The 25,278-nt window shown below is 72.8% G+C and carries 24 protein-coding genes; 22 read left to right on the plus strand and 2 right to left on the minus strand.

What is annotated here, in order from left to right; all coding sequences use genetic code 11:
• Positions 1-80: 80 nt before the first annotated feature.
• From AC5L30_RS09165 to AC5L30_RS09215, 11 genes are all read left to right on the plus strand, one after another.
• Complete coding sequence (locus AC5L30_RS09165) at positions 81-599, plus strand: acyltransferase (protein WP_494866460.1); 519 nt, start codon at positions 81-83, stop codon at positions 597-599.
• A complete protein-coding gene (locus AC5L30_RS09170; RefSeq protein ID WP_494866461.1) occupies positions 592-2,190 on the plus strand; it encodes a GumC domain-containing protein in 1,599 nt (532 codons plus the stop codon). Before AC5L30_RS09165 ends, AC5L30_RS09170 begins: the two co-directional genes overlap by 8 nt.
• Before the next feature lie 68 nt (positions 2,191-2,258).
• A complete protein-coding gene (locus AC5L30_RS09175) occupies positions 2,259-3,551 on the plus strand; it encodes an O-antigen ligase family protein (RefSeq protein WP_494866573.1) in 1,293 nt (430 codons plus the stop codon).
• Positions 3,548-5,185: a lipopolysaccharide biosynthesis protein gene (locus AC5L30_RS09180; protein ID WP_494866462.1), complete on the plus strand. Its 1,638-nt coding sequence runs from the start codon at positions 3,548-3,550 to the stop codon at positions 5,183-5,185. The genes AC5L30_RS09175 and AC5L30_RS09180 overlap by 4 nt, the downstream gene beginning before the upstream one ends.
• Positions 5,186-5,193: 8 nt before the next feature.
• Positions 5,194-6,096 (plus strand): sulfotransferase domain-containing protein, encoded by a 903-nt coding sequence (locus tag AC5L30_RS09185; RefSeq protein WP_494866574.1) that lies wholly within the window; start codon positions 5,194-5,196, stop codon positions 6,094-6,096.
• Entirely contained in the window at positions 6,093-7,355 is a 1,263-nt protein-coding gene (locus tag AC5L30_RS09190; RefSeq protein ID WP_494866463.1) for a hypothetical protein, read from the plus strand. Before AC5L30_RS09185 ends, AC5L30_RS09190 begins: the two co-directional genes overlap by 4 nt.
• Positions 7,356-7,569: 214 nt before the next feature.
• Complete coding sequence (locus tag AC5L30_RS09195; RefSeq protein ID WP_494866464.1) at positions 7,570-8,049, plus strand: UDP-N-acetylglucosamine--LPS N-acetylglucosamine transferase; 480 nt, start codon at positions 7,570-7,572, stop codon at positions 8,047-8,049.
• Positions 8,046-8,720: a glycosyltransferase gene (locus AC5L30_RS09200; RefSeq protein WP_494866465.1), complete on the plus strand. Its 675-nt coding sequence runs from the start codon at positions 8,046-8,048 to the stop codon at positions 8,718-8,720. The genes AC5L30_RS09195 and AC5L30_RS09200 overlap by 4 nt, the downstream gene beginning before the upstream one ends.
• Complete coding sequence (locus AC5L30_RS09205) at positions 8,717-9,640, plus strand: glycosyltransferase family 2 protein (protein WP_494866466.1); 924 nt, start codon at positions 8,717-8,719, stop codon at positions 9,638-9,640. Before AC5L30_RS09200 ends, AC5L30_RS09205 begins: the two co-directional genes overlap by 4 nt.
• A gap of 95 nt (positions 9,641-9,735) precedes the next feature.
• Positions 9,736-10,914 carry a chorismate synthase gene (gene aroC / locus AC5L30_RS09210; RefSeq protein ID WP_366633533.1) on the plus strand — a complete coding sequence of 393 codons (1,179 nt, stop codon included), beginning with the start codon at positions 9,736-9,738 and terminating at the stop codon, positions 10,912-10,914.
• A complete protein-coding gene (locus AC5L30_RS09215; protein ID WP_494866467.1) occupies positions 10,914-11,417 on the plus strand; it encodes a shikimate kinase in 504 nt (167 codons plus the stop codon). The genes aroC and AC5L30_RS09215 overlap by 1 nt, the downstream gene beginning before the upstream one ends.
• Positions 11,418-11,518: 101 nt before the next feature.
• On the opposite strand, the gene AC5L30_RS09220 is transcribed toward AC5L30_RS09215, so the two are convergent.
• Positions 11,519-12,247 (minus strand): alpha/beta fold hydrolase, encoded by a 729-nt coding sequence (locus tag AC5L30_RS09220; protein WP_494866468.1) that lies wholly within the window; start codon positions 12,245-12,247, stop codon positions 11,519-11,521.
• A 79-nt stretch (positions 12,248-12,326) separates the two neighbouring features.
• On the opposite strand from AC5L30_RS09220, the gene AC5L30_RS09225 reads away from it, so the two are divergent.
• The 5 genes from AC5L30_RS09225 to nusB are packed head-to-tail and all read left to right on the plus strand — an operon-like array spanning position 12,327 to position 15,912.
• Positions 12,327-13,325 (plus strand): helix-turn-helix transcriptional regulator, encoded by a 999-nt coding sequence (locus AC5L30_RS09225; protein WP_494866470.1) that lies wholly within the window; start codon positions 12,327-12,329, stop codon positions 13,323-13,325.
• A 10-nt stretch (positions 13,326-13,335) separates the two neighbouring features.
• Complete coding sequence (gene aroB / locus AC5L30_RS09230) at positions 13,336-14,412, plus strand: 3-dehydroquinate synthase (protein WP_494866471.1); 1,077 nt, start codon at positions 13,336-13,338, stop codon at positions 14,410-14,412.
• Positions 14,409-14,876 (plus strand): type II 3-dehydroquinate dehydratase, encoded by a 468-nt coding sequence (gene aroQ, locus AC5L30_RS09235; protein ID WP_494866472.1) that lies wholly within the window; start codon positions 14,409-14,411, stop codon positions 14,874-14,876. Before aroB ends, aroQ begins: the two co-directional genes overlap by 4 nt.
• Before the next feature lie 44 nt (positions 14,877-14,920).
• A complete protein-coding gene (gene efp, locus AC5L30_RS09240; protein WP_007458344.1) occupies positions 14,921-15,478 on the plus strand; it encodes an elongation factor P in 558 nt (185 codons plus the stop codon).
• Positions 15,479-15,501: 23 nt separating this feature from the next.
• Complete coding sequence (gene nusB, locus AC5L30_RS09245; protein WP_184188983.1) at positions 15,502-15,912, plus strand: transcription antitermination factor NusB; 411 nt, start codon at positions 15,502-15,504, stop codon at positions 15,910-15,912.
• Between the two features lie 90 nt (positions 15,913-16,002).
• On the opposite strand, the gene bldD is transcribed toward nusB, so the two are convergent.
• Positions 16,003-16,491 (minus strand): transcriptional regulator BldD, encoded by a 489-nt coding sequence (bldD, locus tag AC5L30_RS09250; protein ID WP_007458348.1) that lies wholly within the window; start codon positions 16,489-16,491, stop codon positions 16,003-16,005.
• 288 nt (positions 16,492-16,779) lie between these two features.
• Here bldD and pyrR point away from each other — a divergent pair, with 288 nt between their 5' ends.
• Genes pyrR through AC5L30_RS09280 form a run of 6 tightly spaced genes read left to right on the plus strand, consistent with a single transcriptional unit; the run spans position 16,780 to position 25,256 of the window.
• Entirely contained in the window at positions 16,780-17,364 is a 585-nt protein-coding gene (gene pyrR, locus AC5L30_RS09255; protein WP_494866475.1) for a bifunctional pyr operon transcriptional regulator/uracil phosphoribosyltransferase PyrR, read from the plus strand.
• A 55-nt stretch (positions 17,365-17,419) separates the two neighbouring features.
• A complete protein-coding gene (locus AC5L30_RS09260; protein WP_393245633.1) occupies positions 17,420-18,346 on the plus strand; it encodes an aspartate carbamoyltransferase catalytic subunit in 927 nt (308 codons plus the stop codon).
• Positions 18,343-19,674 carry a dihydroorotase gene (locus AC5L30_RS09265; RefSeq protein ID WP_494866477.1) on the plus strand — a complete coding sequence of 444 codons (1,332 nt, stop codon included), beginning with the start codon at positions 18,343-18,345 and terminating at the stop codon, positions 19,672-19,674. Before AC5L30_RS09260 ends, AC5L30_RS09265 begins: the two co-directional genes overlap by 4 nt.
• Positions 19,674-20,873 carry a glutamine-hydrolyzing carbamoyl-phosphate synthase small subunit gene (carA, locus tag AC5L30_RS09270; protein WP_494866478.1) on the plus strand — a complete coding sequence of 400 codons (1,200 nt, stop codon included), beginning with the start codon at positions 19,674-19,676 and terminating at the stop codon, positions 20,871-20,873. Before AC5L30_RS09265 ends, carA begins: the two co-directional genes overlap by 1 nt.
• On the plus strand, positions 20,866-24,213 hold the full coding sequence (gene carB / locus AC5L30_RS09275; protein ID WP_494866479.1) for a carbamoyl-phosphate synthase large subunit: 3,348 nt from the start codon (positions 20,866-20,868) through the stop codon (positions 24,211-24,213). Before carA ends, carB begins: the two co-directional genes overlap by 8 nt.
• On the plus strand, positions 24,210-25,256 hold the full coding sequence (locus AC5L30_RS09280) for a quinone-dependent dihydroorotate dehydrogenase (RefSeq protein WP_494866480.1): 1,047 nt from the start codon (positions 24,210-24,212) through the stop codon (positions 25,254-25,256). The genes carB and AC5L30_RS09280 overlap by 4 nt, the downstream gene beginning before the upstream one ends.
• Positions 25,257-25,278 lie beyond the last annotated feature (22 nt).

A 25,278-nucleotide genomic window follows, 5' to 3' on the forward strand; every position in this document is an offset into this window, starting at 1 on the left:
GGTGGCGGGCACCACCGCCGCCGGCCCGCGACGGTGGGGGAGGGTCGTTGCTCGGCGCCGCTGGCATCCGAACGAGACGCGTGGTGCGTCTGGTCTTCGCGGTCAAACGCGGCTGGTATCAGCTCCGTTACCGACGGTTGACGCTCGGTCAGGACGTGGAGATCCGTGGCCGGATCCGGTTGCGGCGCGGCGTGCGGGTGACCATCGGTGACCGCACCCGCCTGAACAAGCTCGTCCGCTTCGCCGGCCCCGGCGAGGTACGCGTCGGCGCGGACTGCCTGCTCAATGCCACCTGGATCGGCACCTGGACGTCGGTGACGGTGGGGGACCGCTGCCTCCTGTCGGACTGTGAACTGCTCGACAACGACTTCCACAACCTGCCGCCCGAGCAGCGGCACGCACCGCCCGGCCCGCTCACCCGTGCCCCGATCGTCCTCGAGGACAACGTCTGGGTCGGTGCGCACGCCCTGGTCCTGAAGGGCGTACGGGTCGGCCGGGACAGCGTCGTCGGCGCGGCGACGGTGGTCCGCTCGGACGTACCACCCGGCGTCGTGGTCGTCGGTAATCCTCAACAGACGGTGAAGAAGTTCCATGACTGATGCAGCGCCCGCCCCGTGGCCCACGGACGGCCCGTCCTCCGGCACCTCGCGTGCCGTGACACTGACCGACCTGCTGCGGGTGCCGCTGCACCGGTTGCGGTTGGTGGCGGCGGTCGCCATGGTCGGTCTGCTCGTCGCGCTCGGCTACGTGCTGCTGGTGCCGGCGGCGCAGTCCGCGAGCGCCGTGGTCGCGGTCCGGCCGGTGGTGACCGACGCCTTCACCCCCAGCGGCGCGGGCGCCGACCGGGCGGTCAACATGAACGTGGAGAGCGGCATCGCCACCGGCACCGAGGTGGTGCAGCGGCTCGCCGAGTCGGCCGGCGGCGACCCGCGTGACATCCGCGACGCGCTCGAGGTCGAGGTGCCCACCGGCGGGCAGATCCTGCGCTTCACCTACCAGGCGCGCGAGGCGCATCAGGCCGTGCAGAGCGCCAACATGGCCGCCGAGGCATACCTGAGCGTGCGCCGGGCCATGTACGAGCAGCAGCGCGCCGAGATGCTGCGCTCCTACGACGCCAGCATCACCAAGGTTGCCGCTCAGCAGACCGCGTTGCAGAAGCGGGCGAACACCGCCAAGGACACCGCCGCCGGTGACGCGCTGGTGGCCGAGCTGGCCGGGATCAACAACCAGCTCACCCAGCTCAACGCCGCCCGTACCGAGATCGCGGCGGTCGACGTCAATCCCGGCTGGGTCACCCAGACCGCCGAGAAGGCGCTGGTCACCTCCGCCGGGCACCGGCCGCTCTACCTGGTCGCGGGCCTGCTCGGTGGCGCGCTGGTCGGCATCGTGCTGGCGTACCTCTGGGAGTCGACCGACCGGCGGGTCCGCTCGGTCGCCGACGGCCGGGAGGCCTCCGGCCTTCCGCTGCTCGGCACGGTGCGCCGACCGGCGTTCCGGGGTAGCCCCCGGGCCGTCGACGCCGACGTCCGGTACGTGGCGATGGCGGTCGCCGAGCGGGTCCGGCAACCCGCCCGGGTGGCGCTGGTCACCGCCCGGGAGGACGCCACCGCGCTCACCGCCGGGCTCGCGGTGGCGCTCGCCGTGGACGGCCGGGAGGTTTTCGTCGCCGACGACAGCGGACGGATCGAGCGGCTACGGGCCAGCGTGCTCGCCGACCGGGGGCGGCTGCCGATCGACCCGTCCCGGCCGCTGGTGCCCAAGCCCCGGCCGGCCGGCAGCACACCGGCCGCCGGTGCCGCCACGGACAGCACGCCGGCCCGCCGACCCTCCCCGCACCCGCCCGGTGCCCGCCCGTCCACCGACCCGGACGCCACGCTCACGCTGCCGCGGGTGTCGTCCGCCCGCCCGGAGAACGCCCGGGTCGTCGCCCCGGACGAGGTTGCCGTCGGAGTGGGCAGCGTCCGGTTCGGCACCTGGCGGCAGGGCGCTGATCACGGCCTGGTCCTGTTCAACGCCCCGCCCGCGGAGTCCGACGAGCGTGGCGTGGCGGTGGCCCGGCAGGGCAGCGCGGTGGTGGTCGTCGAGCGGGACCGCACCCGACAGAGCGACCTGCGCCGCCTGGTGGAGCGGCTGCGCGCCGCCGGGGTCACCCCGCTGGGCTTCGTGCTGACCAGAAACGGCCGGGCCTGAGCGTGTCGGTGACCCGCGCCCCGGCGACCGAACCACCACCCGGAGGCGCTCCGCAGGAGGCCGCGCCGGTGCCGCCGCCCGCGCCGCCGCTCCTGCCGCTCTGGCCGCTGTCGATGATGTTCGGCCTGGTGCCGCTCTGGTGGCTGCTCGGCGCGTTCTACCTCGGCTGGCCGCTGCTGGGTGCGCTGCTGTTCGCGTTGCTGCTCACCCGGGGGCGTGTGCCGTTGCCGCCGGCCGCCGGCATCTGGCTGCTCTTCCTCGCCATCGTGGTGGTCAGCGCCACCCAGTTGTCGTCACCCGCCTCGCTGCTCACGTTCACCCTGCGGCTGGCCTTCTACCTGACCGCCCTGGTGGTCGGCGTCTACGTCTACGCCGCCGCCCGGGAACGCGCCAGCCTGGTGGCGGTGCTCACCCCGCTCTGCGCGTTCTGGTTCGGGCTGGTGGCGCTGGGCTGGCTCGGGGTGCTGATGCCCCGGCTGGCCATGACGACCCCGATGGAGGTGCTGCTGCCCGGCGGCGTGGCCAGCACCCCGTTCATCCAGGACATGGTGCACCTCACCACCGCTGAGTACAGCGCCCGTTCGCTCAACCCGATCTACCGGCCGGCCGCGCCGTTCGCGTACACCAACAACTACGGCAGCGCGTACGCCATGACCCTGCCCTGCGTGGTGGCCTTCGCGATGCTGCGCCGCCAAGGGCTGCTGCGCTGGGCGCTGCTGGCGTCGCTGCCGCTGTCGCTGGCACCGGCGTTCCTCACCCTCAACCGGGCGATGTTCCTCAGCCTCGGCGCTGGGCTGGCGGTGCTCGGGGTGCGGGCCAGCCTGCGCGGCAACGTCCGGGTGGCGGCGTCCATCGTCGGGGTGGTGGTGATCGGCGCGTTGGCCACGCTGTTCATTCCGATCACCGAACTGATCAGCAAACGGGTCGATTCCAGCGACACCAACACCGACCGGCTCTCGCTCTACACCGAGGTGATCCGCCGGGTGCAGGAGTCGCCGTGGTTGGGCTACGGCGCTCCGGTGAACGTCGACACCGTGTCGGCGGCCGCGCCGATCGGCACCCAGGGGCAACTGTGGATGGTGCTGTTCAGCCACGGCGTACCCGCGCTCATCTGCTTCCTGGCGTGGTTCGTGGCCGCCGCGGTGATCTGCGCGCGGGCGACCTCGGCGGCCGGGCAGTGGCTGGCGGTGGTGCCGGTGGTCTGCCTTGTGCAGGTCCCGTTCTACGGCATGGCGAACCAGAACCTGGCGGTGGCGTTCTTCGCGGTCGCCTTCGCGATGGCGCTGACCGAGCGCGAACGGGCGACCCGGTTGGCCGGTTCGTCGCCGACGGCCGCGCGGGTCGCGCCGGTGCCCGCGTGACCGCCGCGACCCGACCGCCGGCCGGCGCCGACGAGGGCCGGCCGACGCCCGCCCCCGTCGAGGGCCAGGCCACGCCGTCGCCCGCCGGGGACGGCGGCTCGGCCGAGACCCGGCGCAGCGCGCGCAGCGGCGTGGCCGGGCTGCTCGGCGCGGCCACCAGCGGCTTGTTCGGGTTCGTGCTGGCCGTCGTGATCACCCGGGGGTACGGCACGGCCGGCGCTGGCGCGTTCTTCGCCGCGATCGGGGTCGTCACCGTGGCCACCGCGATCTGCACGCTCGGCGCGGAGACCGGTCTGATGTGGGCGTTGCCCCGCCGCACCGCCGGCGTGCGCGGTGACGCGGCCCGGGTGCTCCCGGTGGCGCTGATCCCACCGCTGCTGACCGGGCTGCTGGTCGCCGGCGCGGGCGTGCTGGCCGCCGACGCGCTCGCGCCCCGACTGCTGCGCGGCTCCGGCGCGAGCGGCGACGCGCTGCTCACCGTCACGTTCGCCGCGGTGCCGGTGGTGGTCGCGATGACCCTGCTACTGGCGGCGCTGCGCTGCGTGCGGCCCATCCGGGCGTACGTCGGGGTGCAGTTCCTGCTGCTGCCGGTGGCCCGCCCGGTGCTGGTCGGCGCCGCCGCGCTGGCGGGTGGTGGTCTGCTCGCCGGCATGACCGGCTGGTTGGTGCCGGCCGCGTTGGCGCTGCTGGCCTGCCTCACCCTCGTCGCCGGCCCGCTCGGGCTGGGCCGGGGGGCGACGCTGCGTCCGCGCCGCGGCGACTGGTCGACGTTTTGGCGCTTCGCGCTGCCCCGGGCCGCCTCGGCGGCCATCGACGCCGGCAGCATGTGGGTGGGGGTGCTGCTCACCTCGGTGCTGGCCGGGCCGGCGGACGCCGGTGTGTTCGGTGCCGTCGGCCGGTACGTGCTGGCCGGTCAGTTGGCCATGCAGGGGCTGCGGGTGGCGGTGTCTCCGCAGTTGTCCCGGCTGCTCGGGCGGGGCGAGCGGGCCGCGGCGGCGGCCGTGCACCGGCAGTTGACCGCCTGGGGGCTGGTGCTGTCCTGGCCGGTCTACCTGCTGCTGGCGGTCTTCGCGCTGGCCTTCCTGCAACTGTTCGGGCCCGAGTTCACCGCCGGCGTGCCGGCGATGACGGTGCTCGCGCTGGCGATGTTGGTCAACACCGGGGTCGGCAACGTGCAGAGTCTGCTCCTGATGGGTGGGCGCAGCGGGCTGCACCTCGTCGCCACCGTGGCCGGGTTGACGGTGACCGTCTCGCTGGGTCTCTGGCTGATCCCCCGCCACGGCGCGACGGGCGCGGCGGTGGCCTGGGCGGCCGGTATCGCCACCGAGAACCTCATTGCCGCCGCGTTCGCCCGGTCGGTGGTTCGGGAACCGCTGTTCGACGCAGCGATGGTGCGCGCCGCGGTGGCCACTGTCGCCGGTGTGGGCCTGGCCGCCGGCGTCGGCGTGCTGGTCGGCGGTCGTGGCCTGCCCGGCCTCGCGCTGGCGCTCGCGGTGCTGCTGGCCGGCTGCGTCGGCATGTTGACGTTGCCCCGGGTGCGCGCCGGCATCCGGGGGAACATGAGGCAGATCCGTGGAGGGGACAACGCGGCCGCGGCCGCCGAGCCCGCCTCGGCATCGACGAGAGGCAGGTGAGGTTCGTCGTGGTGTCCATCCGTGACCGGGTCAAGCAGTTGGTTCCGACCCAGGTGACCACCCGGGTGAAGGAATCGCTGGTCGACTACGGCGTTCGCACCAGCGATCGCCGGCCGCTGCCGGACTTCCTGATCATCGGTACCAAACGGGGTGGCACCACCTCCCTGTGGAACTACCTCATCCAGCACCCGTTGGTGCCCCGGCTCTTCCCCGCGTGGAACACCAAGTCGGCGCACTACTTCGAGGAGCACTGGGGTCGCGGCGAATCCTGGTACCGCTCGCATTTCCCGACCGAGCGGCAGCGCGAGGCGCTGGCCAAACGGCACGGCGGACCGGTCCGGGTCGGTGAGGCCGCCCCGCTGTACATGTTCCACCCGCTGGCCGCGCAGCGGGTCGCCGCGCTGATGCCGACGGTGAAGCTCATCGTGCTTCTGCGGGACCCGGTGGAGCGCGCGTACTCGCACTGGAAGGAACGCCGCACCCACGGCATCGAACCACTGGACTTCGCCGCCGCGCTGGCGGCCGAGCCGGAGCGCACGGCGGGGGAGCGAGAGCGGTTGATCGCCGAGCCGGAGTCGTTCAGCGAGCCGTACGACTGGTACACGTACCGGGCCCGGGGGCGCTATCTGGAGCACCTGGAGCCGTGGCTGGAGCGCTTCGACCGCCAGCAGATCCTCTTCCTGCCGAGCGAGGATTTGTACCGCGACTCGCGCGCGACCTACCGGCGCACCCTGGACTTCCTCGGTCTGCCGGCGTACGACCTGCCCAACTTCAAGGTCTACAACGATCGGCGCTCGGCACCGCTGGAGCCGTCCGTGCGCGCCGAGCTGACCGACTACTACCGGCCGTACAACGACGCGTTGCGCCAGCGGCTCGGGCTGGACCTCGACTGGGCGGACCGGGCGGCGTGACGACCCGGGTGGGCCCGGCCACCGACCCACGGTCGCGGCTGGACGGTCTGGGTTGGGTGAGCCGCGCGGTCTTCCCCGACGACCGGGTGGGTCTGACCGTGGCTGGCGCCCCGCCGGCCGGGCACCAGACGGTGGCCCGGTACGCGGTGGTGCCGTCGGTGGCCCGGGCCCGGTTCCTGGTGCCGTTGGGCGCGCCCCGGGCCGGGGCGGCGTCCCTGTTGGCGTACAACGCCCTGCGGCCACCGAAGGTGCGCGCGCTGCGGGCGGTGCTCGGCGGGCTGGCCCGGTTCGGTCGGGTGGGGCTCGCGCCCTTTCCGACGTTGACCGTCTCGGTGCCGGCCGGGGTGCCGGCCGCGGAGCTGTTGCTGAGCGAACGGCTCTCCGCCGACCTGGGTGACCCGCCGCTGCTGGCCGCGTTCGGGGTTCGCCCACCCGATCCGAACGGCAAGCCCACCCTGCAACTCTTCAGCGCCGACGGGCGTCCCCGTGGCTACGCGAAGATCGGCTGGAACGACGCCACCCGCGCGTTGGTCAGCGCGGAGGCGGCGGCGCTGCGGGCGTTGCGCGCGATGGGCGGTGTCGCCGACCACCCGACGCCGCCGCGGCTGCTCACCGAGGTGTCGTGGGCGGGCCAGGTGGTCGCGGTGATCGAGCCGTTGCCCCCGGCGGTACGCGGTGTGCCGGTGGACGACCCGCCACGGATCGCCGCCCTGCTCGCGGTCGCCCGGCGTGGCGGCCCGGCGGGCGCAGCTCGACCGCTGGTCGACTCGACCTTCCTGCGCCGGCTGGCCGACCAGGCTGGCCGGGCCGCCGCGAGCGAGCCGGCCGGGGCGCGGGCGGTCGCCGCGGTCTCCGCGCTGGCCCGCCGGCATGGCGACACCAGCGTCGAGTTCGGTCACTGGCATGGTGACTGGGTGCCGTGGAACCTGGGCTGGCACGCCGGCCGGTTGGTCGCCTGGGACTGGGAGCACAGCGGGCCGGACGTGCCGGTCGGCTTCGACCTGGCGCACGACGCGTTCCAGCGGGCACTCGTGTTGCGGGGGGAGCCGGCCGACGCCGCCGCCTCGGCGGTCGACGGGCAGCTGAGCCGGCACGGCGAGCGGCTCGGCCTCGACGCGGCGCAGCGCCGGCTCGTCGCCGACGCGTACCTGGTGGAGATGTGGTTGCGGACCTGGCGGCTGGCCGACGCGGGCGCGGGCTGGAACGCCGCGCTGCATCCCGCACTCTTGGACGTCATCGAGAAAAGACATAGCGGCTGATCTGGAGGAATCGCGGCGGCGAAGGCGCGCCGCAGAGTGACGACAAAATCGCAGGTGGTGATGACCTTCGATGGAACTCGGGCGTTCGGCGCACCGAACCGCCGACCGTCGAGATCGTCATCTCGGCCGGTCGCGCTATTCAACGACCGGGGATCGTGTGATCTGCTTCTGCGTGGCGTGAACTGAAATTCCAAGCGAACTTGTGGGGAGTCGCGTGGACACGAACAACGACGACAATGGGGCGCCGGTGCTGCTGCTGGTCGGCTCCAGCGGCGGCCATCTGGCCCAACTACTGGCCCTGCGGCCCTGGTACGAACAGTGGCGGCGCTGCTGGGTCACCTTCGACACCCCGGAGGCGGTGTCGCTGCTGGCCGGCGAGGACCTGGTGCCGGCGCACCACCCGACCACCCGCAACGTGCCGAACCTGCTGCGCAACGCGCTGCTGGCCTGGCGGGTGCTGCGGGCACGGCGGGTCGCCGCCGTGGTCACCACCGGCGCCGGGGTGGCGGTGCCGTTCGTGGTGCTGGCCCGGCTGCGGCGCATCCCGACCGTCTACATCGAGGTGTACGACCGGATCGACACCCCGACGTTGACCGCTCGGCTCTGCCGGCCGTTCCTGTCCGCGATGCTCGTGCAGTGGGACGAGCAGCGCCGGCAGTACCCCGAGGCGACCGTCGTCGGGACGCTGCTGTGACCGGGGAGACGGGCACCGCCTGGCGTCCGCAAGCCCGGCCGACCGCGGAGGCGGCCCGGCTGCCGCGCCAGCGCGACGGCTCGGCGATCGCCCAGCTCCGCCTGCTGGTCGCGGTGGGCACCGACAAGCACCCCTTCGACCGGCTCGTCGACTGGTTGGCGCAGTGGCACGCGCAGGTCGCCGGCCCGGTCGGGCTGACCGTGCAGCACGGGCACACGAGCGCGCCCCAACTGCCCGGCGCGGTGCCGTTCCTCGGCCACGACGCGTTGCAACAGGCGATGATCGACGCGGACCTGGTGGTCTGCCACGGTGGTCCGGCGACCATCCTGGAGGCCCGCCGGCACGGCCACCTGCCCATCGTGGTGCCCCGCGATCCGGCTCGCGGTGAGCACGTCGACAACCACCAGCTTCTCTTCGCCCGCCGGCTCGGCGCCGCCGGGCTGGTGGCGCTCTGCGAGACCCGGGAGGCCCTGCACGACGCGTTGGCCGCCGGAGTGGCCGACCCATCCCGGTACGCGGTGGCCGCCGACCCGGAGGCACACCAGGCACAGCGGGCGGCGGTGGCCCGGGTCGGGCAGATCATCGACGACCTGGTGGCCCGTTCGACCCCGCGTCCACCCCGGTGGCGGGTCTGGTCCCGGCCGCGCCCGGGTACGAAGGAGATTCGATGACCCAGCAGCCGAGCGTCAGCGTCGTGGTGCCCACCCGGGACCGCCCCGAGCTGCTGCGGGCCGCGGTGCGCGCGATCCTGGCACAGGACTACCCGGGCCTGATCGAGGTCGTCGTGGTGTTCGACCAGTCCGCGCCGGACGAGTCGTTGACCGAGCTGGGCAGCGGCCCGGCCCGCGCGGTACGGGTGATCCGCAACGCCCGTACCCCCGGGTTGGCCGGTGCGCGCAACAGCGGCACCGTGGCGGCCGAGGGTGAGCTGGTGGCGTTCTGCGACGACGACGACGAGTGGCTGCCCGGCAAGCTGGCCGCCCAGGTCGACGCGCTGGCCGGCGATCCGACGGCCGAGTTCGTCTGCTGCGGCATCCGCGTCAGCTACGACGGGCACACCGTCGACCGGGTGCTCGACAAGGACCGGATCACCCTGGACGACCTGCTGCGGGACCGGATGACGGAGCTGCACCCGTCGACCTTCCTGATCCGCGCCAGCGCGCTGCGCGACGGGTTCGGGCTGGTCGACGAGGAGATCCCGGGCAGCTACGCGGAGGACTACGAGTTCCTGCTCCGGGCCGCGCGCAGCGCGCCGCTGATCAACCTGCGGACGCCGTCGGTGCTGGTCCGCTGGCACAAGCGCTCGTACTTCGCGCAGCGCTGGGACACCATCTCCGAGGCGCTGCAGTGGTTGCTGCGGCGCTACCCGGAGTTCGCCAGTCAGCCGGCCGGCGAGGCCCGGGTGGCCGGGCAGATCGCGTTCGCCCAGGCCGCGTCCGGCGACCGTCGGGGCGCGCTGCGCTGGGCCCGGCGCACCCTGCGGAGCAACCCCCGGGAGCCGCGCGCCTACCTGGCCCTCGCCGTCGCCGGTCGGGTGGTCCGGGCCGACGCGGTGCTGCGCACCCTGCACAAGCGCGGTCGAGGGATCTGAGCTGTCCGCCCGCGCGAGCGGGCGGCGGCGTCCGCTGGGCGGGACGCCCCGGGGAGCGCGCCGCCTCGGTGGCCCGCCGTGACAGACTGACCGCTGTGTTGCGCTGGCTGACTGCAGGTGAATCGCACGGTCCCGCCCTCGTCGCGATGTTGGAGGGGGTGCCGGCCGGCATCGAGGTGACCACCACCGAGATCGCCGACGAGCTGGCCCGCCGACGGCTGGGCTACGGCCGGGGTGCCCGGATGTCGTTCGAGCGGGACGAGGTCGAGCTGCTCGGCGGCCTGCGGCACGGCGTGACCCTGGGCAGCCCGGTGGCGATCCGGGTCGGCAACTCCGAGTGGCCGAAGTGGCAGACCGTGATGGCCGCCGACCCGGTCGACCCCGACGAGCTGGCCCGGCAGGCGCGCAACGCCCCGCTGACCCGCCCCCGGCCGGGCCACGCGGATCTGGCCGGCATGCAGAAGTACGGCCACACCGACGCCCGGCCGATCCTGGAACGCGCCAGCGCCCGGGAGACCGCCGCCCGGGTGGCCGTCGGCACGGTCGCCAAGGCGCTGATCCGTCAGGCGCTCGGCATCGAGATCGTCTCGCACGTCGTCGAGCTGGGCCCGGTGGCCGCGAAGCCCGGGCTGCGCCCCACGCCGTCCGACGCCGCCCGGATCGACGCCGACCCGCTGCGCTGCCTCGACCCGGAGGCCAGTGCCCTGATGGTCGCCGAGGTCGACGCCGCGAAGAAGGCCGCCGACACCCTCGGCGGCGTGGTCGAGGTGCTGGCGTACGGGGTGCCACCGGGGTTGGGCAGTCACGTGCAGTGGGACCGCAAGCTCGACGCCCGGCTGGCCACCGCGCTGATGTCCATTCAGGCGATCAAGGGTGTGGAGATCGGCGACGGCTGGCAGCAGGCCCGGTCCCGCGGCTCGGAGGCGCACGACGAGATCATCCCGTCGGCCACCGGTGTCCGCCGGGTCACCGACCGGGCCGGCGGGCTGGAGGGTGGCATCACCACCGGTGAGCCGTTGCGGGTCCGTGCCGCGATGAAGCCGATCTCCTCGTTGAACCGGGCGCTGGCCACCGTGGACGTCACCACCGGCGAGCCGGCCACCGCGATCAACCAGCGCTCCGACGTCTGCGCGGTGCCCGCCGCGGCGGTGGTCGCCGAGGCGATGGTGGCGCTGGTGCTGGCCGAGGCGGCCACCGAGAAGTTCGGCGGAGACTCGATCGCCGAGATCCGCCGCAACCTGGCCGGCTACCTCGACGCCCTGGTCATCCGCTGATGGCGCCGGTCGTCGTGCTGGTCGGCGCGCCCGGCTGCGGCAAGACCACCGTCGGGCGGGCGCTCGCCGCCACCCTCGGCGTGGAGTTCCGCGACACCGACACCGACATCGAGCAGATGGCCGGGAAGCCGATCCCGGAGATCTTCATCGACGAGGGTGAGGCGCACTTCCGTACCTTGGAACGGGCCGCCGTGGCCGCGGCGCTGGCCGGCGGCACGGGCGTGCTCGCCCTCGGCGGCGGCGCGGTGCTGGCCGAGGAGACCAGAGCGGCCCTGATCGGGCACCGGGTGGTGCACCTCTCGGTCGAGCTGCCCGACGCGGTGCGGCGGGTCGGGCTCGGTGCCGGCCGGCCGCTGCTGGCGATCAACCCACGGGCCACCCTCAAGCACCTGATGGACCAGCGCCGGCCGCTCTACGCGGAGGTGGCCACCGAGACGGTGGTCACCGACGGCCGCACACCGGCGCAGGTCGTCGCGGAGATCGCCGCCCTGCTCCCGCGCTGACGCGGACCTGTCCCGCCGATCTTGCAGGTGCTGCACCGACGTCAGGGCATTCCCCGTATCTCGGCAACGGGAACTGCACGATCGGCGCAGTGGGGTGTCGGTCAGCTGCGGGCGATCAGGTCGAGGACGTCGGCCAGCGCCTTCGGCTCGCTGAGCATCGGCCAGTGCCCGGTGGGCAGCTCATGCAGCTGGCCGTCGGCCAGGCCGGTGAAGAACGGGTGTCCCTCACCGATCATCTGCTTCACCACCTCCAGTGGGAAGGTGCTGGCTACCAGCGCGGTCGGCACCTTACGCCCGCCGGTGCGTCGGACCGGGTCGGTGGCGGCCCGCAGTGGTTGCGGCGTGGCCCGGGCGCGGAGCAGGGCCAGCGTCGGCTCGTCCAGGCCGGCCAGGTTGGCCGGGTCGGCGGCCGGGTCCCAGGCCGGCGGCGGCAGCAGGTGCCCGGTGCCGATCGTGGCCCGCAGGTGCTGCTGCTGCTCCGGTGGCACGGTGTCGAACTGCGCCGTGCCGTCGGGCAGTGGACCGCTCTCCACGTAGACCACTCGGGCGATCCGGTCCGGGATGCGGTCCGCCGCCTGGGCGACCGGCATGCCGCCGCCGGAGTGCCCGACCAGCAGCACGTCGCGCAGGTCCTCGACCTCGATCAGCCGGACGATGTCGAGCGTGTGCGTCTCCAGGCTCACCTCCGGGCCGGCCAGGTGGTCGCGCTCGGCCAGCCCGGTCAGCGTCATCGGGTAGACGTCGTGACCCTGCGCGCGCAGGGTCACGGTCACGTCCCGCCACGCCCAGGCGCCCAACCAGAACCCCGGTACCAGCACGAACGTCGCCATCTGTTGCTCCTTCTCTCGGTTACCGACAGACCGTACGATCGAATCCGGACAGAATCCGCCCGGATTGAAGGAGTGGCCTGTGTCACATCCCGCCGGTCGGGTGCTGGCCCTGCTGGAGTTGCTCCAGGCCCGGCACCGCGCGACCGCCGCCGAGTTGGCGCAACGGCTCGGCGTCGACGAGCGGACCGTGCGGCGGTACGCGGCCACCCTGATCGAGCTGGGCATTCCGGTCACCGCCGACCGGGGCCGCTACGGCGGCTACCGGCTGCACCCCGGCTACAAGCTGCCGCCGCTGATGCTCACCGACGACGAGGCGGTGGCCGTGCTGCTCGGCCTCGTCGTCGCCGAACGGGTCGGGCTGGCCACCGAGCAGCCCGCCACCGCCACCGCGCTGGCGAAGATCCGCCGGGTGCTGCCGGCGGCGCTCGCCGACCGGCTCGCCGCCGTCCAGGAGCACCTGGGCTTCACCCTGCGTCGCCCGGAGCCGGAGCGCGGACCGGCGTCGGGCACCCTGCTCGCGCTGGCCGCGGCCACCCGGCACCGGCAGCGGGTGGCACTGGACTACCGCTCCTGGCGGGGCGAGCAGTCGCACCGCGAGCTCGACCCGTACGGGCTGGTCTTCCACGCCGGCCGTTGGTACGTCACTGGCCACGACCACCGGCGTGGGGAGGTCCGCACCTTCCGACTGGACCGGATCGGTGCGGTGACGCCCGGCGTGGCGACGTTCACCGTGCCGGACGACTTCGAGGCGGTGGCCTGGGTGACCCGGTCGCTGGCCGGTGTTCCCTACCCGCACGAGGTGCAGGTCGTGCTGGAGACCGACCTGGTCGCCGCCCGGCGCCGCATCCCGCCCAGCGTGGCCGAGTTGACCGCCACCACCGACGGGGTGCTGCTGCGGGCCCGGGCGGAGAGCCTGCCCGGGATGGCGGCGCTGCTCGCCGGGCTGGGCTGTCCGTTCACCGTGCGACATCCGGACGCGCTGCGCGCCGAGGTGGCCGAACACGCCCGCCGGTTGGCGGACTGGGCCGCCCGGCCAGCAGGTGGACAGCCGCCGTCGCCGCGCCGCCCGCTGGACTAGGCTGCCGGCGATGGACGAGGTGACCCGGATTCCGGTCGGCGGCGAGCGGCCGTACGACGTCTTGGTGGGACGTGACCTGTTGGGCGCGCTGCCTGGCCTGCTGCCCGGCGCGACCCGCGCGGCGGTGCTGCACGCGCCTCCGCTCAAGGCCCTCGCCGACGCGCTCGGCGAGCGCCTGCGCGCCGCCGGCGTCGAGCCACTGCCGATCGAGGTGCCCGACGCCGAGTCGGGCAAGCACATCGACGTGGCCTCCGCCTGCTGGGACCGGCTCGGAGCGGCGGGCTTCACCCGTACCGACGCGGTGGTCGGGGTGGGCGGCGGCGCGGTGACCGACCTGGCCGGCTTCGTCGCGGCCTGCTGGTTGCGGGGGGTGCGCTGGGTGCCGGTGGCGACCTCGCTGCTGGGCATGGTCGACGCCGCGGTGGGCGGCAAGACCGGCATCAACACGGCCGCCGGCAAGAACCTGGTGGGAGCGTTCCACCCGCCGGTCGGGGTGTTGGCCGACCTGGCCACGCTGGACAGCCTGCCCGCGGTCGACCTGGCGGCCGGCCTGGCCGAGGTCGTCAAGTGCGGTTTCATCGCCGACCCGGCGATCCTGGATCTGATCGAGAGTGACCCGGAGGCCGCCACCGACCCGCGGGGGCCGGTGAGCCGGGAGCTGATCGAGCGGGCGATCCGGGTCAAGGCCGAGGTGGTCGCCGGCGACCTGCGTGAGTCGGGCCTGCGGGAGGTGCTCAACTACGGTCACACCCTGGCCCACGCCATCGAGCAGAACGAGGGCTACCGCTGGCGGCACGGCCACGCCGTCGCCGTCGGTCTGGTGTACGCGGCCACACTGGCCCGGCTCGCCGGGCGGCTGGACGCGGCGACCGCCGACCGGCACCGGGTCACGTTGAGCGCGCTGGGCCTGCCGGTGAGCTACCCGGCCGACGCCTGGCCGCAGCTGCTGGCCGCCATGCGGGTGGACAAGAAGACCCGGGGCAGTCTGCTGCGCTTCGTGGTGCTCGACGGGCTGGCCCGTCCGGCGATGTTGGAAGGGCCGGACGACGCGTTGCTGGAGGCCGCCTACCGGGAGGTCGGCTCGTGAAGGTCTACGTCCTGAACGGGCCCAACCTGGGGCGGCTGGGCACCCGCGAGCCCGACGTGTACGGCGCGACCAGCTACGCCGACCTGGTGGCGCTCTGTGAGAGCACCGGTCGGGAGCTGGGGCTGACGGTGACGGTGCGGCAGACCGACGCGGAGCACGAGCTGCTCGGCTGGCTGCACACGGCGGCCGACGAGGGCGCCGCGGTGGTGCTCAACCCGGCCGCCTGGTCGCACTACTCGTACGCGGTGCGCGACGCCTGCGCCATGCTGCGGGGGCCACTGGTGGAGGTGCACATCTCCAACATCCACACCCGGGAGGAGTTCCGGCACCACTCGGTGGTGTCGGCGGTGGCAACCGGCGTGATCTGCGGTTTGGGCATCGACGGTTATCGTCTCGCTCTGCACCATCTGGCCACCCGCGCAGCGGCCGCCCCGAGCGGGGACGGGGCGATTCGACGCAGCTAGTAGACTCGTAGGGTCTGTCCGCCAATTGATGATCAAGGCAGGAAATGGCCTCCACCAACGACCTCAAAAACGGCCTGGTACTCAACCTGGACGGCGAGCTCTGGGCCGTCGTCGAGTTCCAGCACGTCAAGCCCGGTAAGGGTGGTGCCTTCGTGCGCACCACGCTGAAGAACGTGCTGTCCGGGAAGGTGGTCGACAAGACCTTCAACGCGGGCACCAAGGTCGAAACCGCGACCGTTGACAAGCGCACGATGCAGTACCTGTACGCCGACGGCGAGGACTTCGTCTTCATGGATCTGGAGACCTTCGACCAGATCACCGTGCCCGGTGGCACCGTCGGTGAGGCAGCCAACTACCTGCTGCCCGAGGCGGAGGCGACCGTCGCCCAGCACGAGGGTGTGCCGCTCTACATCGAGCTGCCCACCAGCGTCGTACTGGAGGTCACCTACACCGAGCCGGGCCTGCAGGGCGACCGTTCGACCGGCGGCACCAAGCCGGCGACCGTGGAGACCGGCGCCACCGTGCCGGTCCCGCTGTTCATCACCACCGGCGAGAAGATCAAGGTCGACACCCGCGACGGCCGTTACCTCGGCCGCGCCTGATGGCTGAGGGTTCCAAGCAGCAGATGCCGGCGCGCCGCAAGGCGCGCAAGCGGGCGCTGGATGTCCTCTACGAGGCCGACCTACGGGACAAGCCTCCGGTGGAGGTGCTCGCCGGCTACGTGCAGCGGATCGAGCAGCCCCGACCGGAGCATCTCGGTTACGCGGTGGGCCTCGTCGAGGGTGTTGCCGAGCACCTCAACCGGATCGACGAGCTGATCGCCAGCTACGCCGAGGGTTGGACGCTGGAGCGGATGCCGGTCGTCGACCGTAACCTGGCCCGGATCGCCGTCTACGAGTTGCTCTACGTCGACGAGATCGACGACGCGGTGGCCATCAGTGAGGCCGTGGAGCTGGCCCGGCAGATGTCGACCGACGATTCGCCGCGCTTCCTCAACGGGGTGCTCGGCCGGATCGCCGAGTACGCCACCCGCTGAGCGTCCCCACCGAACGCCGCAACCCGAAAGGGCCCGTGCCAGTTGGCACGGGCCCTTTCGGTGAAGCGGCAGATCAGGTGGAGCGGCAGATCAGGAGGCGAAGAACGCCCGGGGGTCGGCCACCAGCACGCCGTGCTCGGTGAGCCGCTCGATCAGGCCCGACGGTGAGGCGTCGTAGACGATCGCGAGCGCCCGCAGGTCGTCGGCGCGGATGGAGAGCACCCGGCCGTTGTAGTCGCCGCGCTGCTGCTGGATGGCGCGGGCGTAGCGGGCGACGTAGGCCAGGTCCTCGGAGGCCTCGTCGTAGAGCCGCTCCAGGTCCAGGACAATCTTGCTGGTGGGCTCGTGACGGACGCCACTGCCGTCAGGCAGCAGCTCCGAGACGGGTACGCGGTAGAACTCGGCCAACTCGGCCAGACGGGACACCGTCACGGCCCGGTCGCCACGCTCGTACGAGCCGACCACCACGGCCTTCCACCGCCCATTCGACTTCTCCTCCACACCCTGCAGGGAGAGACCCTGCTGCTGGCGGATGGAGCGCAGGCGGGCGCCCAGAGACTTGGCGTATTCAGAGGGCATTCGGACACTCCCAGTGCTGCTCGGGGTTCTCCCGTCGATCGCTACGGAGCGTGACGGTACGGGGAATGCGACACGTGGTCAAGTGGTCGTGACCCTACCGTTGGGGAGCGTCCGGGAAGTTATCCCCTTTTCCGGCGCCTGATCCGGTGGTCAGCGGCCGCCGTCCATCACCCCGGTGACCACTGGTAACGTGGCGGAAGCCCCGGCCCAGGTCTGCTCAGCGGTCCGGCCGGAGGTGCCCGACATCCTTTAACGACCCGTCCCGTGAGGCGGGGAAGGAGGTCCGCCGTGGCATACCCACCGGCTGCCCGCTCGTCACCACCGCGACAACCCTCGGTGAAGGTGATCCTCGCCAGCGCCGACGTGCAACGCGTGGTCGACCGCATCGCCCACCAGATCCTGGAGAAGACCCAGGGCGCCGCGAACACGGTGCTGCTGGGGATTCCCACCCGGGGAACCCCCCTCGCCCGGCGACTCGCCGACCGGATCAGCACCTTCGAGGACGTCGCCGTACCGGTGGGTGTGCTCGACATCACGCTGTACCGCGACGACCTTCGTCGGCACGCCACCCGCGCGGTGGGCCCGACCGAGCTGCCGTCCGGCGGCATCGACGGCAAACGGGTCATCCTGGTCGACGACGTGCTCTTCTCCGGCCGCACCGTCCGGGCCGCGCTCGACGCGCTCAACGACGTGGGCCGCCCGGCGTCGGTGCAACTCGCCGTCCTGGTCGACCGGGGCCACCGGGAGCTGCCGATCCGCGCCGACTACGTCGGCAAGAACATCCCGACCTCGCTCGCCGAGAGCGTCAAGGTGACGCTCGCCGAGATCGACGGGACGGACGAGGTCAAGCTCTACGGGGGAACCGCCCAGTGAGCGCGAGGAGTGCAGCGCAGCGGAGCCCCGCAGCCGCGAACGAAAGGCCAGCAGAGTGATCAAGCATCTGCTCTCCGGCGCGGACCTGGACGCCGACACCGCCACCGAGATCCTGGACACCGCCGCCGAAATGGCCACCGTCGCCGGCCGGGAGATCAAGAAGCTTCCCGCGCTGCGGGGACGGACCGTGGTGAACCTCTTCTACGAGGACTCCACGCGTACCCGGATCTCCTTCGAGGCGGCGGCGAAGCGGCTCAGCGCCGACGTGATCAACTTTTCCGCCAAGGGGTCCAGCGTCACCAAGGGTGAGAGCCTGAAGGACACCGCGTTGACCCTGCAGGCCATGGGCGCGGACGCCGTGGTCGTCCGACACCCCGCCTCCGGCGCGCCGCACCGGCTGGCCAACTGGGTGGACGGTTCGGTGGTCAACGCCGGCGACGGCACCCACGAGCACCCCACCCAGGCGCTGCTGGACGCGTACACCATGCGGGCCCGGCTGGGCCGGCTCGCCGGTCTGTCGGTCGCGGTGGTCGGGGACGTGCTGCACTCCCGGGTCGCCCGTTCCAACGTGCTGCTGCTCTCCACCCTCGGCGCCAAGGTCACCCTGGTCGGCCCGCCGACCCTGATCCCGGTCGACATCGCGGGCGCCCTCGCGCCCGGCACCGACGTCTCCTACGACCTCGACTCCGTGCTGCCGAACGTGGACGTGGTGATGATGCTGCGCGTGCAGCGGGAGCGGATGAACGACTCCTACTTCCCCTCCGCGCGCGAGTACGCCCGCCGCTACGGCCTGGACGGGCCGCGGATGCGCCGGCTGCCCGAGCACGCGATCGTCATGCACCCCGGCCCGATGAACCGGGGGATGGAGATCACCCCCGAGGTCGCCGACTCACCCCGCTCCACCATCGTCGAACAGGTCACCAACGGGGTCTCCGTGCGGATGGCTGTCCTTTACCTGCTGCTCGGAGGGAACAACCGGTGACCGCGTACCTGATCACCAGCGTGAGTGTCGTCGGCGCCGCGCCGACCGACCTGCTGATCCGCGACGGCGTGATCGCCGAGGTCGGCCCCGGCCTGACCGCACCGGACGCCACCGTCGTCGACGGCACCGGCCTGGTCGCCCTGCCCGGCCTCGTCGACCTGCACACCCACCTGCGCGAGCCCGGTCGGGAGGACGCCGAGACCGTCGAGTCCGGTTCCCGGGCGGCGGCGCTCGGCGGCTACACGGCGGTCTGCGCGATGGCCAACACCTCCCCGGTGGCGGACACCGCCGGCGTGGTCGAGCAGGTCTGGCGGCTCGGCCGGGAGGCCAGCCTGGTCGACGTGCAGCCGATCGGCGCGGTCACCGTCGGGCTGGCCGGCGAGCGGCTGGCCGAGCTGGGCGCGATGGCCGACTCGGCGGCCCGGGTGCGGATCTTCTCCGACGACGGGCACTGCGTCGCCGACCCGAAGTTGATGCGCCGGGCCCTGGAGTACGTCAAGGCGTTCGACGGGATCATCGCCCAGCACGCCGAGGAGCCCCGGCTCACCGAGGGCGCCCAGATGCACGAGGGTGAGGTCTCCACCCGGCTCGGCCTGATCGGCTGGCCGGCGGTCGCCGAGGAGGCGATCATCGCCCGGGACGTGCTGCTCGCCGAGCACGTGGGCAGCCGACTGCACGTCTGCCACGTCTCCACCGCCGGCAGCGTCGAGGTGCTGCGCCAGGCAAAGGCACGCGGGGTACGGGTGACCGCCGAGGTGACCCCGCACCACCTGCTGCTCACCGACGAAGTCGTGAGCGGGAGGAGTGAGCTTGCGAGCCCCGCACTGGCGAACAACTGGAGCCCAGCCGGAGTTTACGACCCGGTCTTCAAGGTGAACCCGCCGCTGCGCACCGCCGCGGACGTCGCCGCGCTGCGCGCCGCCCTCGCCGACGGGGTGATCGACGTGATCGCCACCGACCACGCCCCGCACGCCGTGGAGGACAAGGAGTGCGAGTGGGCGTACGCCCGGCCGGGGATGCTCGGTCTGGAGACGGCCCTCTCCATCGCCCTGGAGGTGCTCGGCCCCGAGTGGGATCTGATCGCCGAGCGGATGTCGCGCACCCCCGCCCGGATCGCCGGCCTCACCGGGCACGGCGTCGACCCCGCGCCGGGTGTCCCGGCCAACCTGACCCTGATCGACCCGGCCGCCCACCGCACCATCGAGCCGACGGAGCTGGCCAGTCGCAGTCGCAACACCCCGTACGCCCGCATGACGCTGCCAGGTCGCATCGTGGCGACCTTCCTGCGCGGCGAGCCGACGGTCCTGGACGGAAAGGCTGTCAAGTAATGCTCAAGCGCAGACCCGCAATCCTGGTGCTCGAGGACGGGCGCACGTTCCCCGGCGAGGCGTACGGCAGCGTCGGGGAGACCTTCGGCGAGGCGGTCTTCAACACCGGCATGACCGGTTACCAGGAGACCCTGACCGACCCGTCGTACCACCGTCAGGTGGTGGTGCAGACCGCGCCGCACATCGGCAACACCGGCGTCAACGGCGAGGACGACGAGTCCGGCCGGATCTGGGTGGCCGGCTACGTGGTGCGCGACCCGGCCCGGATCGGCTCGAACTGGCGGGCCACCGGTGGCCTCGAGGACCGCCTCGCCACCGAGGGCGTGGTGGGCATCAGCGGGGTGGACACCCGGGCGCTGACCCGGCACCTGCGTGAGCGGGGCGCCATGCGGGTCGGCATCTCCAGCGTCGACAACGACCCGCAGAGCCTGCTGACCCGGGTCCGCCAGGCGCCGCAGATGGTCGGCGCGGACCTGTCCGCCGAGGTGAGCACCGCCGAGCCGTACGTCGTCGAGGCCCTGGGCGAGCACCGGTTCACCGTGGCCGCCCTGGACCTGGGCATCAAGCGCAACGTGCCGCGTCGGCTGGCCACCCGTGGGGTGACCACCCACGTGCTGCCGGCGTCGTCGAGCATCGACCAGATGCTCGCCACCGGCGCCGACGCGATCTTCCTGTCGCCGGGCCCGGGCGACCCGGCCACCGCCGACGCCCCGGTGGAGCTGGCCCGGGAGGCGCTGCGGCGGGAGGTGCCGCTGTTCGGCATCTGCTTCGGCAGCCAGATCCTGGGTCGGGCGCTCGGCTTCGGCACCTACAAGCTGGGCTACGGCCACCGGGGGATCAACCAGCCGGTGCTCGACCGGGTCACCGGCAAGGTCGAGGTGACCAGCCACAACCACGGCTTCGCGGTCGACGTGTCGGGCCGCGAACAGCGGCTCGGCGCGGTGCAGGTCCCCGGCTCTGGCAACGGCGCGGTCGTCCCCGACCAGGTGATCGACACCGACTTCGGTGGGGTACGGGTGTCGCACGTCTGCCTCAATGACAACGTGGTCGAGGGGTTGCGGGCCGTGGACCTGCCCGCGTTCACCGTCCAGTACCACCCGGAGGCGGCGGCCGGCCCGCACGACGCGGACTACCTCTTCGACCGATTCGCCGAACTCATCGAGGGCCGGACCCACAGCAAGGGGCGCAGCAATGCCTAAGCGGACCGATCTCAAGCACATCCTCGTGATCGGCTCCGGGCCGATCGTCATCGGGCAGGCCTGCGAGTTCGACTACTCCGGCACCCAGGCCTGCCGGGTGCTGCGTAGCGAGGGGATCCGGGTCAGCCTGGTCAACTCCAACCCGGCGACGATCATGACGGACCCGGAGTTCGCCGACGCGACCTACGTCGAGCCGATCACCCCGGAGTTCGTGGAGCTGGTCATCGCCAAGGAGCGCCCGGACGCGATCCTCGCGACCCTCGGCGGGCAGACCGCGCTGAACACGGCCGTCGCCCTGCACGAGGCCGGCGTCCTGGAGAAGTACGGCGTGGAGCTGATCGGCGCGAACATCGACGCCATCAACCGGGGCGAGGACCGGCAGCTGTTCAAGGAGATCGTGGCGAAGGCCGGCGTACGGCTGGGCGTCGACGACCCGACCGGACTGGTGCCCCGCTCGCGGGTCTGCCACTCGATGGAAGAGGTCGAGGCCACCGTCGCCGAGCTGGGCCTGCCGGTGGTGATCCGGCCGTCGTTCACCATGGGTGGCCTGGGCTCCGGCATGGCGCACACCCCGGAGGACCTGGCCCGCATCGCCGGCGACGGCCTGTCCGCCAGCCCGGTGCACGAGGTGCTCATCGAGGAGAGCGTGCTCGGCTGGAAGGAGTACGAGCTTGAGCTGATGCGTGACCGGCACGACAACGTGGTGGTGGTCTGCTCGATCGAGAACATCGACCCGATGGGTGTGCACACCGGCGACAGCGTCACCGTGGCCCCGGCCATGACGCTCACCGACCGGGAGTACCAGCGCCTGCGTGACCTGGGCATCGCCGTGCTGCGCGAGGTCGGGGTGGACACCGGCGGCTGCAACATCCAGTTCGCGGTCAACCCGGTCGACGGCCGGATCGTCGTGATCGAGATGAACCCCCGGGTGTCGCGGTCCTCGGCGCTGGCCTCCAAGGCGACCGGCTTCCCGATCGCGAAGATCGCCGCCAAGCTGGCCATCGGCTACACCCTCGACGAGATCCCCAACGACATCACCCTGAAGACCCCGGCGGCGTTCGAGCCGTCCCTCGACTACGTGGTGGTGAAGATTCCCCGGTTCGCGTTCGAGAAGTTCCCCGGCGCGGACCCGGAGCTGACCACCACGATGAAGTCGGTGGGCGAGGCGATGAGCCTCGGGCGCAACTTCACCGAGGCGCTCAACAAGGCGATGCGCTCGATGGAGACCAAGTCGGCCGGTTTCTGGAGCGTGCCGGACCCGGCGGGCGTCACCCTGGCGGACACCCTCGCCGCGCTGCGGATCCCGCACGACGGCCGGCTGTACACCGTCGAGCGGGCGCTGCGCCTCGGCGCGTCGATCGCCGAGGTGGCCGAGGCGTCCGGCGGGATCGACCCGTGGTTCCTGGACCAGATCGCCGCGCTGATCGAGCTGCGCGCCGAGATCGTCGACGCGCCGGTGCTCGACGCCGACCTGCTGCGTCGCGCCAAGCGGGCCGGTCTGTCCGACCGGCAGCTCGCCGCGCTACGCCCGGAGCTGGCCGCCGAGGACGGCGTACGGACGCTGCGGCACCGCCTCGACGTGCGCCCGGTCTACAAGACCGTGGACACCTGCGCGGCCGAGTTCGAGGCGACCACGCCGTACCACTACTCGACGTACGACCTGGAGACCGAGGTCGTGCCGTCGGACCGGCCGAAGGTGCTGATCCTGGGCTCCGGCCCGAACCGGATCGGGCAGGGCATCGAGTTCGACTACTCCTGCGTGCACGCGGTGCAGGCGTTGCGAACGGCCGGTTACGAGACCGTCATGGTCAACTGCAACCCGGAGACGGTCTCCACCGACTACGACACCGCCGACCGGCTCTACTTCGAGCCGCTGACCTTCGAGGACGTCCTGGAGGTCTGGCACGCCGAGGACTCGTCCGGTCGGGCGGCCGGCGGGCCGGGCGTGGTCGGGGTGGTCGTGCAGCTCGGCGGGCAGACCCCGCTGGGGCTGGCGCAGCGGCTCAAGAACGCCGGTGTGCCGATCGTCGGCACCTCCCCGGAGTCGATCCACCTGGCCGAGGAGCGGGGCGCGTTCGGCGCGGTGCTGGCCCGCGCCGGCCTGCGCGCGCCGGCGCACGGCATGGCCACCTCGTACGACGAGGCCAAGACGATCGCCGACGAGATCGGCTACCCGGTGCTGGTCCGGCCGTCGTACGTGCTGGGCGGACGGGGCATGGAAATCGTCTACGACGACCCGACGCTGCGTGACTACATCGGCCGGGCCACCGACATCTCCCCGGACCACCCGGTGCTGGTGGACCGGTTCCTCGACGACGCCATCGAGATCGACGTGGACGCGCTCTGCGACGCCGACGGCGAGGTCTACGTCGGCGGCGTGATGGAGCACATCGAGGAGGCGGGCATCCACTCCGGCGACTCGTCCTGCGCGCTCCCGCCGATCACCCTGGCGGGTTCACACCTGGTCGAGGTCCGCCGCTACACCGAGGCCATCGCTCGTGGCGTCGGCGTCCGCGGCCTGCTCAACGTGCAGTACGCCCTCAAGGACGACGTGCTCTACGTGCTGGAGGCGAACCCGCGCGCGTCGCGGACCGTCCCGTTCGTCTCCAAGGCCACGGCGGTGCCGCTGGCCAAGGCGGCGGCCCGGATCGCGCTCGGGGCGAGCATTGCCGAGCTGCGCGCCGAGGGCCTGTTGCCGGCGACGGGGGACGGGGGCACGATGCCCGCCGACGCGCCGGTCGCGGTCAAGGAGGCGGTGCTGCCGTTCAAGCGCTTCCGGACCCGCGCGGGCAAGGGGATCGACTCGTTGCTCGGGCCGGAGATGAAGTCGACCGGCGAGGTGATGGGCATCGACACCAACTTCGGGCACGCCTTCGCCAAGAGCCAGTCGGCCGCGTACGGGTCGCTGCCGACCGCCGGGAAGATCTTCGTCTCGGTGGCCAACCGGGACAAGCGCGGCATGATCTTCCCGATCAAGCGACTGGCCGATCTGGGCTTCGAGATCGTCGCCACCGCCGGCACGGCCGAGGTGCTGCGCCGGCACGGCATTGCCTGCGAGCAGATCCGTAAGCACTACCAGGCCGGTGCGGGCGATGACGCGGTGTCGCTGATCGGTGGCGGCCACGTGGCGCTGGTGATCAACACGCCGCAGGGCTCGGGTGCCAGCGCCCGTTCCGACGGCTACGAGATCCGCAGCGCGGCCGTCACCGCGGACATCCCCTGCATCACCACGGTCCCCGGCGCGGCGGCGGCGGTGATGGGCATCGAGGCCCGCATTCGCGGCGACATGCAGGTGCGCCCCCTACAGGACCTGCACGCCATCCTGCGGGCGGCCCAGTGACCCTGTTCGAGCAGGCGGTACGGCCGTGGTTGTTCCGGCTCGGGGGTGGGGACGCCGAGGCGGCGCACGAGTGGACGCTGCGGCGGCTGGCGGCCCTGTCGCGGCGGCCGGCCGCGCTCGCCGCGCTGCGGGCCCGGTACGCGGTCGACGCGCCGTGCACGGTGTTCGGGGTGCGGTTCCCCAACCCGGTCGGGTTGGCCGCCGGCATGGACAAGGACGGCGCGGCGCTGCCGGCGTGGCCGGCGCTCGGCTTCGGTTTCGTGGAGGTCGGCACGGTCACCGCGCACGCCCAGCCGGGCAACCCCCGGCCGCGGCTGTTCCGGCTGCCGGCCAGCGAGGCGGTGGTCAACCGGATGGGCTTCAACAACGCCGGGGCCGCCGCGTTGGCCGCCCGGCTGGCGGCGCTGCCGCGCCCGCTCGGGGTGCCGCTGGGCATCTCGCTCGGCAAGTCCAAGGTGACCCCGCTGGACGAGGCGGTGGAGGACTACCTCGCCTCGTACCGGGCGCTGCGGGGGCACGGCGACTACTTCGCGGTGAACGTGTCCTCCCCGAACACTCCGGGTCTGCGGTCGTTGCAGGATCGCGCCCATCTGGACGCGCTGCTCGGCGCGCTGGTGGGGGAGAAGCCGGTGCTGGTCAAGATCGCACCGGACCTGACCGAGGCGGCGATCGCCGAGCTGCTGGAGGTCTGCCTGGCCCGGGGCGCCGCCGGGGTGATCGCCACCAACACCACCCTGTCCCGGGACGGGCTCGCCGGCGTTGACGTCGAGCGTGGCGCGCAGGCCGGCGGCCTCTCCGGTCGCCCGCTCACCGGGCGGGCCCGCGACGTGGTCGCCTTCGTGCACCGGGAAACGGCTGGCCGGCTGCCGATCATCGGCGTCGGCGGGGTACTGGACCCGGACGACGCGGCGCGGATGTTCGATGCCGGCGCCGCCCTGGTGCAGCTCTACACCGGCTTCATCTACCGAGGACCGGCCCTGGTCCGCGCCGCCGCCCGCGCGGCGGCCGCAACGGCGGCACCGGACGCGGTCGCCGGCCGGTGACCGTGTCCGGCCCGGTGCTGGC

The organism is Micromonospora sp. BQ32 (assembly GCF_059358895.1).